Here is a 10,063-nt window from a genome sequence, read left to right on the forward strand (position 1 = left end):
CTGCCGCAGGCTGCGATAGGTCCGCAGGACCTCCAGCGCCAGTGCCGACGCCAGCGACCGTTCCGGTCGATCGCAGCCTGCGGCAGCGGCTACAGAGCCTGGTCGCTGACGCGAGCGGCACTCATCAATCGCAACCCAATGACGTCCACACCCGTTGCGCACTGTGGTGGAGGATGCCGTGGCGGCGGGCCAGGGCCTGGCGGTCCTTGCTGTAGCCGCCGCCGATCACGCCGAGCACCGGGATGTCGCGGCCCAGGCAGTGGCGCATCACCAGTTCATCGCGGGCGGCGACGCCCTGGTCGGTCAGTTTCAGGTAACCCAGGGCATCGTCCTTGTGCACATCCACCCCGGCGTCGTACAGCACCAGGTCCGGCTGGTACAGCGGCAACAGGTAATTGAGGGCATCGTCGACCACCTTCAGGTAGTCGGCGTCGCCCATGCCCATCGGCAGGGGGATGTCCCAGTCGCTGGTGGCCTTGCGCGCCGGGAAGTTTTTTTCGCAGTGCAGCGAGACGGTCACGGCGTCCGGCGTATGTTCGAGAATCCGCGCGGTGCCGTCGCCCTGGTGCACGTCGCAGTCGAAGATCAGTACCCGGCCGACCCGACCGGCTTCGAGCAGGTAATGGCTGATCACCGCCAGGTCGTTGAAGATGCAGAAGCCCGCCGGGTGATCGTAATGGGCGTGATGGGTACCGCCGGCCAGGTGGCAGGCCAGGCCATGCTCCAGGGCCTGTTCGGCGGCCAGCAGCGAGCCGCCGACCGCGCGCACGGTGCGCCGGGCCAGGGCTTCGTTCCAGGGAAGGCCGAGGCGCCGTTGGTCTTCCCGCGACAACTCACCGGCCATATAGCGTTCGATATACCCAGGGTCATGGGCCAGGGCGAGGATCTCCGCCGGGCACAGCTGCGGGCGCAGCAAGTCGGCATCGCGGGTCAGGCCGCTGTCCACCAGGTGGTCGCGCAGCAGGCGGAACTTGTCCATGGGGAAGCGGTGCTCCGCCGGGAACTCAGGGCTGTAGTCGTCGTGGTAGATCAGCGGCAGTGGCATGGCAATTTCATGTAGGAATCCGAAAAGGATCCTACCAGCGATGTAGACTCGCACGCATGGAAATGGAGGGGACGATGGAGCCGATACTGCAACTCGAAAGTGCTCGACTGCTGTTGCGCCAGTGGCGCGACGAGGATTTGCCGGCGTTTGCGGCGATGTGCGCCGATCCGCAGGTGATGCGTTACTTTCCGGCCCCCCTGAGCCGCCTGGAAAGCGCCGCGCTGATCGGCCGGATCCGTGGCCATTTCGTCGAGCACGGTTTTGGCACTTGGGCGCTGGAACGCAAGGACACCGGGGCCTTTATCGGTTTTACCGGGCTGGGCGTGGTGGGCTTCGAGGCACCCTTTACCCCGGCGGTGGAGATCGGCTGGCGCCTGGCGCGCGAGCACTGGGGCCTGGGCTACGCCAGCGAAGCGGCCTGGACCGTCCTGCGCTGCGGCTTCGATCGCCTGGCCCTGGATGAGATCGTCGCCTTCACCACCGTCAGCAACCTGCCGTCGCAGAAAGTCATGCAGGCCATCGGCATGCAGCACGATCCGCGCGACGATTTTGATCACCCAACGCTCGGCAGCGAGCATCCGCTGCGTCATCATGTGCTGTATCGCATCAACCGCGAACAATGGTTGCAAACCTTGCATGGATAGCGGGCCGGGGCACCTGGAGTGTGCCCATGTGTGCATGAACCCGATTGAATCGACCGCAGCAGCGAAGACTGCGCGGCATTGCTCTGTGTGAGGAGAGTCTGAATGAGCCACGTGTTGGATGATCTGGTCGACCTGTTGACCCTGGAACCGATCGAGGAAAACCTGTTTCGCGGTCGCAGCCAGGACCTGGGTTTCCGCCAGCTATTCGGCGGCCAGGTGTTGGGTCAGTCCCTGTCCGCGGCCAGCCAGACGGTCGAGGAAGCCCGCCATGTGCACTCGCTGCACGGTTATTTCCTGCGCCCGGGCGACGCAGCGCTGCCGGTGGTGTACCAGGTCGACCGGGTGCGCGATGGCGGCAGTTTCAGCACCCGCCGGGTGACGGCGATCCAGAAGGGCAACCCGATCTTCACCTGCAGCGCCTCGTTCCAGTACGACGAGGAAGGCTTTGAGCATCAGAACGCGATGCCCCAGGTGGTCGGCCCGGAAAACCTGCCGTCGGAGCTGGAGATCACCCAGCAGCGCGCGCACCTGATCCCTGAGCACATGCGCGAAAAGCTGCTGTGCCCCAAGCCCATCGAAGTGCGCCCGGTAACCGAGAAGGACCCGTACAACCCGCAGCCGGCGGACCCGATCAAATACGTCTGGTTCCGCGCCGACGGCAGCCTGCCGGACATTCCCGCGCTGCATAAATACCTGCTGGCCTACGCCTCGGACTTCGGCCTGCTGACCACCTCGATGCTGCCCCACGGCAAGTCGGTGTGGCAGAAGGACATGCAAGTCGCCAGCCTCGACCATGCCTTGTGGTTCCATGCCGACCTGCGCGCCGACGACTGGCTGCTGTACGCCATGGACAGCCCGTGGGCCGGCAATTCCCGTGGTTTCTCCCGCGGCAGCGTATTCAATCGCGCTGGCCAGCTGGTGGCGTCGGTGACCCAGGAAGGCCTGATCCGCCACCGCAAGGACTGGGCATGAGCCTGGCCGAGGTTCGGCATTGGGTGTTCGACATGGACGGCACCCTGACGGTGGCCGTGCATGATTTCGCGGCCATCCGCGAGGCGCTGGGGATCCCCCCGGAGCACGACATCCTGACCCATCTCGCGGCCTTGCCCGCTGCCGAAGCCGCGGCAAAACACGCCTGGCTGCTGGAGCACGAACGCGACCTGGCCCTGGGTTCGCGCCCGGCGCCGGGGGCGGTAGAGTTGGTGCGGGAACTGGCGGCGCGCGGTTATCGCCTGGGCATCCTCACCCGCAATGCGCGGGAGTTGGCCCATGTGACCCTGGAGGCCATCGGCCTGGCCGACTGCTTTGCCGTCGAGGACGTGCTGGGCCGCGACGAAGCGCCGCCCAAGCCTCATCCGGGCGGCTTGCTGAAACTGGCCGCGGCCTGGGAGGTGGCACCGGCCGAAATGGTGATGGTCGGCGACTACCGCTTCGACCTCGACTGCGGTCGCGCGGCGGGCACCCACACGGTGCTGGTGAACCTGCCGGATAACCCGTGGCCGGAACTTGCCGACTGGCATGCCGAAGATTGCGGCGTGCTGCGCCGGATGCTGTTGGCTTAAAAAGCTTCGCGGGCAAGCCTCGCTCCTACGCTGGTGTAGGAGCGAGGCTTGCCCGCGATAGCGTCTATCCAGGCGCCGCCTTCATAACGTGGGCAGCGCCCGCACTCGGTGTATTACAGGCTTTTCGCCGCGAAGGTGTCGCACTGGCCCACCTGGCCCTGCGTGAAGCCGGTCTTGAACCAGCGCACCCGTTGCGCCGAGCTGCCGTGAGTGAAGGAGTCCGGCACCACGCGGCCCTGACCTTGCTGTTGCAGGCGGTCGTCACCGATGGCGTTGGCGGCGTTCAGGGCTTCTTCGATATCCCCCGGCTCCAGCCAGTTCAGGCGTTTCTGTGCATGGTTGGCCCAGACGCCGGCCAGGCAGTCGGCTTGCAGCTCCTGACGCACCAGCAGGCCGCCGTCGCCTTCCATCTGCCGGCCTTGTTGGCGGGCGGACTGGATCTTCGCCGAGACGCCGAGCAGGGTCTGCACGTGGTGGCCGATTTCGTGGGCGATCACGTAGGCCTGGGCAAAGTCGCCGGCGGCCGAGAAGCGCTGGTCCATCTCACGGAAGAAGTCCATGTCCAGGTACACCTGCTGGTCGGCCGGGCAGTAGAACGGGCCGGTGGCGGAAGTCGCCGAACCGCAGGCGGAATTGACCCGACCGCTGAACAGGATGAGTTTGGGCTGCTGATAGGAACGCCCGGCCTGCTGGAAGATCTGGCCCCAGGTGTCTTCGGTGTCGCCGAGGATGGAACGCACGAACTCCGCCTGCTCGTCATTGGCCGGTGGCGCCTGGCGGGTCTGCTGGGTGGTGGCGGGCGCCGAGGACTGGTCCATCTGCCCGGCGAGCTGCCCGAGGATTTGCAGCGGGTCCTGGCCGGTGACCCAACCGATGCCGACGATCAGGATGATGGCGGTCAGGCTCAATCCCTTGCCGCCGCCAAAGCGCAGGCCGCCGCCTCCACCGCCGCTGTCATCGCGAGCATCCACCACGTTGTCGCTGCGCCGTCCTTTCTTCCAAAGCATGGGTGAATCCTCGTTTTAATGTGCTGATCAGTGTTGCTGGTGCGCAGGGCTGGCGCCAGTCTGGTCGTCAACCTTTTGCATGAACGCTACCATTGCCCGCAGCCGCATCGATTCTATCGCGACACGTCCGGGGCCTCCTTTGAACATCGATACCCGCATCAAATTCCGTCACCTCGTGTGTTTTCTTGAAATGTCTCGCCAGGGCAGCCTGGCGCGGGCGGCGGATGTGCTTGCGGTAAGCCAGCCGGCGATGTCGAAGACCCTCAAGGAACTGGAGGAGTTGCTCGACACCCGGCTGTTTGTGCGCAGCAAGGCTGGCCTCAGCCTGACCGAGGCGGGCATGGCCTTCCTGCGTTACGCCGGGCCTTCGGTGCAGGCCCTGCGCGAGGGAGTGAATGCCTTGCGCGGCGGCGAATATGCCGCTGGCGTGGTGCGCCTGGGCGTGCTTTCGACCGCCGAAAGCCTGCTGCTGCCGGAGGTGGTGCGGCGCCTGCACGAACGGCATTCGGCGCTGGTGGTGAGCGTGGTCACCGGGCCCAGCGCCTATCTGTTGTCGCAGCTGCGGGTCGGCGATCTCGACCTGGTGGTCGGACGCATGACGGACAGCCCGCAGATCCAGGGCCTGAGTTTCGAGCATCTGTACAGCGAGTCCATGACCCTGGTGGCGCGCCCCGATCATCCGTTGCTGCAAGGCCCGCTGGAACGCAGCGCGCTGGAGCGCTACCCGCTGGTCCTGCCGCTGGCCGGCACCACCATCCGCAAGTTCGCCGACAGCCTGTTCGTGCAGTGCGGCATCAGCCAGTCGCGCCAGCGCCTGGAAACCCTTTCGGTGGCCCTGAGCCGGCGCTATGCGCTGTCCAGCGATGCGCTGTGGATTGCCCCGCTGGACGCGGTGCGCCTGGACCTGGCCAACGGCGAGTTGCGCGAGATCGACCTCGGGCAGCGCGAGCCGGGCGGCTCGGTGGGCATTTCGAGCAATGCCAGCCTGCCGCTGTCGCTGGCGGCGCAATGGTGCGTCGAGGTGTTGCGCGAGGTCGGGCAGGCCTACCGCGAGGGGCGTTATCCATAACCGTTTGGTTATGTCATTGAGGGGGCTTTTCAATAGTCGTCGTGCGGCTGTTGTTTGAAACTGCGCGGGCTGCGCTCCATAAATCAAACAACAGGAGACCGACATGTCTGATGCAGACAGCCGTCGTTTCGTTATCCGTGATCGTAATTGGCACCCCAAGGCCCTGACCCCCGAATACAAGACCTCCGTGGCCCGTTCGCCGCGCCAGGCGCTGGTGAGCATCCCGCAATCGCCGAGCGAAACCAGCGGCCCGGATTTCTCCCACCTGAGGACCGGGCGTTTCGATAACGACCTGTTGCTCAACTTCAATAACGGTGGCCTGCCGGTGGGCGAGCGGATCATCGTCGCCGGCCGGGTCTGCGATCAATACGGCCAGCCGATTCCCCACACCCTGGTGGAGATGTGGCAAGCCAACGCCGGTGGCCGCTACCGGCACAAGAACGACCGCTACCTGGCGCCCCTGGACCCGAATTTCGGCGGCGTCGGCCGGGCCCTGACCGACCGTGACGGCTATTACAGCTTCCGCACCGTCAAGCCCGGCCCCTACCCGTGGCGCAACGGCCCGAACGACTGGCGCCCGGCGCATATCCACTTCTCCATCAGCGGGCCGTCGATCGCCACGCGGCTGATCACCCAGCTGTATTTCGAGGGCGACCCGCTGATCCCGCTGTGCCCGATCGTCAAGTCGATCGCCAAACCGGAGGCGGTGCAGAGCCTGATCGCCCGGCTGGACATGAGCAGCGCCAACCCGATGGACTGCCTGGCCTATCGCTTCGACATCGTGTTGCGCGGCCAGCGCAAGACCCACTTCGAGAACTGCTGAGGAGCCCTGCCAATGCCTATCCAATTGCTGCCCGAAACCCCTTCGCAAACGGCCGGCCCTTATGTGCACATCGGCCTGGCGCTGGCCGCCGCGGGCAACCCGACCCGCAGCGACGAGATCTGGAACCGGATGGCCGGGCCCGACGCCCAGGGGGAAAAGATCCTGCTGATCGGCCATGTGTACGACGGCAATGGCCACCTGGTGCGCGACTCGTTCCTCGAGTTCTGGCAGGCCAACCACGAAGGGGTCTACGACCCGCTGTTCGATTCCGAGAAAGCCTTCAACAGCTTCGGCCGCACGGCCACCACCTTCGATGCCGGCGAGTGGGCGCTGCACACGGTCAAGCCGGGCGTGGTGAATAACGCCGTCGGGGTACCGATGGCGCCGCACATCAACGTCGCGCTGTTCGCCCGGGGGATCAACATCCACCTGCACACCCGCCTGTATTTCGCCGACGAGCCAGAAGCCAACGCCGCCTGCCCGGTGCTGAACCTGATCGAGCAGCCGCAACGGCGCGACACCCTGCTGGCGCATCCCTGTGAAGTGGACGGGCAGCGGGCGTACCGGTTCGATATCCGCATCCAGGGAGAAGGGGAGACGGTGTTCTTCGATTTCTGATCGGCCATCCGTAACCGCGGGCGTCTCCTGCGGAGCCGCAAGACCGGCCACTGCGGTAGGGCAGGTTGAACAGGGGCGCCTGTTTTACGGCCGCTGCGCGCCCGATCGCAGCCTCGCTGTGCTCGGCAGCGGCTACAGGTTTTCCGTTTCCCTGCTTGCGCGTTTCCTGTAGCCGCTGGCGCAGCCTGCGATCGGCTCCGCAGGAGCCGCAAGACCGGCCACTGCGGTAGGGCAGGTTGAACAGGGGCGCCTGTTTTACGGCCGCTGTGCGCCCGATCGCAGCCTCGCGTTGCTCGGCAGCGGCTACAAGTTTCCGTTTCCGGCTTGCGCGCTTCATGTAGCCGCTGGCGCAGCCTGCGATCGGCTCCGCAGGAGTCGTAAAACCGGATGCTGCGGTAGGGCAGGTGGAATGCGGTTTGCCGTTTGGCGGGCGCTGCGCATCCGATCACAGCCTCTTGATGGGATGCCGTCAAAGTCGATTGCTGGCTTATTCGTAATCGCTGGCCCCCGCGATGTGCCGGCCGGCGATGTAGCCGAAGGTCAGCGCCGGGCCGAGATTGATCCCGCCGGCGGGGTAATGGCCGCCCATGATGCTGGCCATATCGCTGCCCGCCGCATACAGGCCGGCGATGACCTGGCCCTGGTCGTCGAGCACCTGGGCATGCGGGTTGACCTTGAGCCCGGCGAAGGTGCCGAAGCAGCCCGGCTGGACTTTCACCGCGTAGAACGGCCCCTGTTCGATGGGCGCCACGCACGGGTTGGGTTGTTGGCGCGGGTCGCCCTGCTTGCGGTTGTAGGGTGTCGCGCCGCGGCCGAACTGCGGGTCCAGGCCTTGCCGGGCATGCCTGTTGTATTCCGCCAGGGTGTCGCGCAAGCCGCCCTGGTCGATGCCGCAGGCCTGGGCCAGTTGCTCGATGCTGTCGCCGCGCTTGAGGTAGCCGCTGCGGATCAAGGGCGCCAGCGGCACCGGGAAAGGCCGGGAAATTCCCAATCCGTACAAGCGCTGGAACCTGTGGCTGCAGATCAGCCACGACGCCACTTCTTCGCCCTCGGGCGTCGCCGCGACCATTGCCCGCACGTAGTCGTAGTAGCCGTCGGCTTCATTGACGAAGCGCTGGCCATTGCGCAATACCCCGATGATTCCCGGTTTGCCGCGCTCGATGATGTGCGGGAAATGCCCTTGGCTGCCGTCCTTGTAGGGCACCGCGGAAACCGGCGCCCAGGCCACGGGCGATTCCATGTTTGTATCGACCTGGGCGCCGACGCTTTCCCCCAGGCGCAAGCCGTCGCCCGAGGCCGCGAGTGGCGGCAGGGCCAGGTGCTCGTGGCCGGTGGGCGTGCGCGGGAACAGCGCCTTGCGCCGTGCGATGTCGTTGGGGAAACCACCGGCCGCCAGCACCACCGCCTTGCGCGCGTGAATTCGCCTGTCGCCCCGGCTGGCGCTGCGGACAATCGCGCCGGTCACCGCATCGCCGTCGCGCAGCAACTCGGTGACGGGCGCCGACTCCCAGAGTTGCACGCCAAGGTCGTCCGCCGACTTGGCCAGGCGCGCCACCAGCGCCACGCCATTGACCAGTTGCAGGGCTCGGCGATGGGTAACAAGGTCGCGCAGGTGGCGGGCGAGGCGTTTGCCCACATGCCAGGCTGCCGGCAGCGAACGGGTCAGGTTGAGGAAAGCCGCCAGGTCGGCGCCGGCCATGATCGGCATGCCGATGAACGAGGTTTCGCGCATCGTCTTGCGCAGGCGCTTGAGCAACTTGCCGACCTCGCGCCCATCGTAGGGCGCGGCGATCACCGAGCGCCCGCCGGTGCCGGCGCCGGGCGTGTCGCCGTGGATATCGGCGATGGCGTTGCCGTCGGCGAATTGCAGCGCGGTATGGCGCTCGAAGAACGACACCATGCGCGGCCCGGCTTCGAGGAAGGCGTCGATCATTGCTGGCTGGTAGCGCTCGCCCAGCTCGTGTTTCAGGTAGGTGCGCGGCAGTTCCACGTCTTCGACGATGCCGGCCCGCCGCGCCAGCGGGTTGCATGGCACCCAGGCCCAGCCGCCGGACCAGGCGGTGGCGCCGCCGAACACCGGGTCTTTCTCCACCACTATGACTTTCAGGCCATGCCAGGCCGCGGTCACGGCTGTCGCCAGGCCGGCCGCGCCGGAGCCAACGACCAGCACGTCGCAATCGATATCGGGGTGGTGCAGGGAGGTGGCAGGCATGGGAGGAGCAACTCCGCTCAATGAATAGTTATTGTTTTTGGAACTTGATTCCAAAAAATATACGGAGTCGAATAGTCCGCAGCAAGGCGAGGGCAGGATCATCCGCGCTTCGCCCAGCTTTTTATGTGCGGTTATCGAACGATGCCGTGCGTGTTTCCCATTGCGCCGGTTGTCACTAGAATCGGCCAAATTTCGTCTGGACCCGACCATGGCCGGCAGTCAAATCGAACGCGTCTTCAGCGTTCTGGAAAGTCTTACCAGCGACCCCCGAGGCCTGCCGATGCAGACCCTGGCCGAGCAGCTGGACATCCCCAAAAGCGCCACCCACCGGCTGTTGGCGGAGCTGATTCGCCTGGGCTACGTGCGGCAGAATCCGGACAATTTGCGTTATCACCTGTCGACCAAGCTGGTGGCGATGGGCTTTCGCTACCTGGCCAGCAGCGGCGCCGACATCGTCCAGCCGGTGCTCGACCGGCTGGCCCAGGAAACCGGCGAGCTGGTGCGCCTCGGGGTGATCGAGGGCGAGCGCCAGACCTGGATCGCCAAATCCCAGGGCGCCCGTTCCGGGTTGCGCTACGACCCCGACATGGGGCGCGAGGCGCCGCTGTTCTACACCGCGTCCGGGCACGCCTGGCTGGCTTGCCTGAGCGATGCCGAGGCGTTGTCGCTGGTGGAGCGTCAGGGGGCGGAAACTCCCGCGGACCTGGGGCCGAACGCGCCGCGCTCGAACATCGAACTGCTCGAGCGCCTGCGCCTGGCGCGGGAGCAGGGCTACGCCTGGGTCGAGGAAAGTTCGGCGGTGGGCACGTCGGCGGTGGCTGCGGTGGTGCGTCATCCGGTCGATGGCCATGTGGTCGGGGTGCTGAGCATCGCCGGCCCGAGCGCGCGCATGCCGCTGGCACGCCTGCATGAACTGGCGCCGCTGCTGCTGAAATTCGCCGATGAACTCTCGGCTGCCAGCCAGGCTTCCGAACTCTTCAACTGACCCTGTAGCCGCTGGCGCAGCCTGCGATCGGCTCCGCAGGAGTCGTAAAACCGGATGCTGCGGTGGGGCAGGTGGAATACGGTTGGCCGTTTTGCGGG

At 66.1% G+C, this 10,063-nt stretch carries 10 protein-coding genes; 7 read left to right on the plus strand and 3 right to left on the minus strand.

What is annotated here, in order from left to right; translation table 11 throughout:
• Window positions 1-124: 124 nt before the first annotated feature.
• Window positions 125-1,045, minus strand: a complete 921-nt coding sequence (locus BLV20_RS23510; RefSeq protein WP_092304838.1) for a histone deacetylase family protein — start codon at window positions 1,043-1,045, stop codon at window positions 125-127.
• Window positions 1,046-1,119: 74 nt separating this feature from the next.
• On the opposite strand from BLV20_RS23510, the gene BLV20_RS23515 reads away from it, so the two are divergent.
• The 3 genes from BLV20_RS23515 (at window position 1,120) to BLV20_RS23525 (ending at window position 3,251) form a co-directional block, all read left to right on the plus strand.
• Window positions 1,120-1,689: a GNAT family N-acetyltransferase gene (locus BLV20_RS23515; RefSeq protein ID WP_092304839.1), complete on the plus strand. Its 570-nt coding sequence runs from the start codon at window positions 1,120-1,122 to the stop codon at window positions 1,687-1,689.
• Between the two features lie 102 nt (window positions 1,690-1,791).
• The gene (gene tesB, locus BLV20_RS23520) at window positions 1,792-2,661 is read left to right on the plus strand and encodes an acyl-CoA thioesterase II (RefSeq protein ID WP_092304840.1); all 870 of its coding nucleotides are present in this window, start codon (window positions 1,792-1,794) and stop codon (window positions 2,659-2,661) included.
• The gene (locus BLV20_RS23525) at window positions 2,658-3,251 is read left to right on the plus strand and encodes an HAD family hydrolase (protein ID WP_092304841.1); all 594 of its coding nucleotides are present in this window, start codon (window positions 2,658-2,660) and stop codon (window positions 3,249-3,251) included. Before tesB ends, BLV20_RS23525 begins: the two co-directional genes overlap by 4 nt.
• A 113-nt stretch (window positions 3,252-3,364) precedes the next feature.
• Here BLV20_RS23525 and BLV20_RS23530 read toward each other — a convergent pair whose 3' ends face one another.
• Window positions 3,365-4,258 carry a KPN_02809 family neutral zinc metallopeptidase gene (locus BLV20_RS23530; protein WP_092304842.1) on the minus strand — a complete coding sequence of 298 codons (894 nt, stop codon included), beginning with the start codon at window positions 4,256-4,258 and terminating at the stop codon, window positions 3,365-3,367.
• Window positions 4,259-4,397: 139 nt separating this feature from the next.
• Here BLV20_RS23530 and pcaQ point away from each other — a divergent pair, with 139 nt between their 5' ends.
• The 3 genes from pcaQ to pcaG all read left to right on the plus strand — a co-directional run bounded on the left by pcaQ (window position 4,398) and on the right by pcaG (window position 6,768).
• Window positions 4,398-5,327 carry a pca operon transcription factor PcaQ gene (pcaQ, locus tag BLV20_RS23535; protein ID WP_092304843.1) on the plus strand — a complete coding sequence of 310 codons (930 nt, stop codon included), beginning with the start codon at window positions 4,398-4,400 and terminating at the stop codon, window positions 5,325-5,327.
• A 103-nt stretch (window positions 5,328-5,430) separates the two neighbouring features.
• Entirely contained in the window at window positions 5,431-6,150 is a 720-nt protein-coding gene (gene pcaH / locus BLV20_RS23540) for a protocatechuate 3,4-dioxygenase subunit beta (protein ID WP_092304844.1), read from the plus strand.
• A 12-nt stretch (window positions 6,151-6,162) separates the two neighbouring features.
• On the plus strand, window positions 6,163-6,768 hold the full coding sequence (gene pcaG / locus BLV20_RS23545) for a protocatechuate 3,4-dioxygenase subunit alpha (RefSeq protein ID WP_092304845.1): 606 nt from the start codon (window positions 6,163-6,165) through the stop codon (window positions 6,766-6,768).
• 487 nt (window positions 6,769-7,255) lie between these two features.
• Here pcaG and BLV20_RS23550 read toward each other — a convergent pair whose 3' ends face one another.
• Entirely contained in the window at window positions 7,256-8,980 is a 1,725-nt protein-coding gene (locus BLV20_RS23550) for an FAD-dependent oxidoreductase (protein WP_092304846.1), read from the minus strand.
• Between the two features lie 208 nt (window positions 8,981-9,188).
• Between BLV20_RS23550 and BLV20_RS23555 the strand changes: the two genes are divergently transcribed.
• Window positions 9,189-9,965, plus strand: a complete 777-nt coding sequence (locus BLV20_RS23555; RefSeq protein WP_092304847.1) for an IclR family transcriptional regulator — start codon at window positions 9,189-9,191, stop codon at window positions 9,963-9,965.
• Window positions 9,966-10,063 lie beyond the last annotated feature (98 nt).

The sequence above is a fragment of the Pseudomonas sp. NFIX28 genome, from assembly GCF_900107395.1.
In the GTDB taxonomy this organism is placed as follows: Bacteria; Pseudomonadota; Gammaproteobacteria; order Pseudomonadales; family Pseudomonadaceae; genus Aquipseudomonas.